Source organism: Acidovorax sp. KPB24-03 (assembly GCF_057546605.1).
The window spans coordinates 1-550 of sequence record NZ_BAAJYR010000954.1 but is presented as its reverse complement, the minus strand read 5'-3'; the positions used below and the strand labels follow the sequence as shown (position 1 = coordinate 550).

The window sequence follows — 550 nt, the reverse complement described above, 5'->3', positions numbered from 1 at the left end:
AAAAAGCTCTCCTGGTGGTCCTTGCCCAGCAGCGTCTTGATGGGGGCGCCCAGCGCGCGCTCCTGCTTGCGCAGCATCTGCACGGCGGTGGTGCCGGCCGACGCGGCCACGGTGCGCCCGCCCAGTTGGCTGACCGAGTTCAAATCCGAATCCGCGCGCACCGCCATGCGCACCTCGCTCACGTAGGTGGTCACGGCAAAGGCCACCTGCTGCTGGCGCGCCGTGTTGTTGGTGGTGGGCCCGCAGCCGATGTCGATGGTGCCGTTCTGCACCAGCGCCAGCGTGTTCTGCGCGGTCACCGCCATGTATTCGAGCCGGGCCTGCGGCGCGATCTCCTTCATCACGCGCTCGCACAGCTCCACGTGGTAGCCCACGAACTTCTCGTTCGCGCCCAGGGCGTAGGCCATGGGCGGCGAGGCCTCGCGCACCCCCAGCACCACCTTGCCGGCGGCCTTGATCTTCTCCAGCGTGGGCTGCTGCGCCGATGGGTTGGCGGGCGTGCGGACGCCTGCGCGCGGCTGCGCCGCACCAGAAAAAGGCCGCAGACGGA

At 69.5% G+C, this 550-nt stretch carries 1 protein-coding gene; it reads right to left on the bottom strand.

What is annotated here, in order from left to right; all coding sequences use genetic code 11:
* A partial coding sequence (locus tag AC27KI_RS26995) for a transporter substrate-binding domain-containing protein (RefSeq protein ID WP_487116986.1) occupies positions 1 to 545 on the bottom strand: 545 nt, incomplete at its 3' end.
* Positions 546 to 550 lie beyond the last annotated feature (5 nt).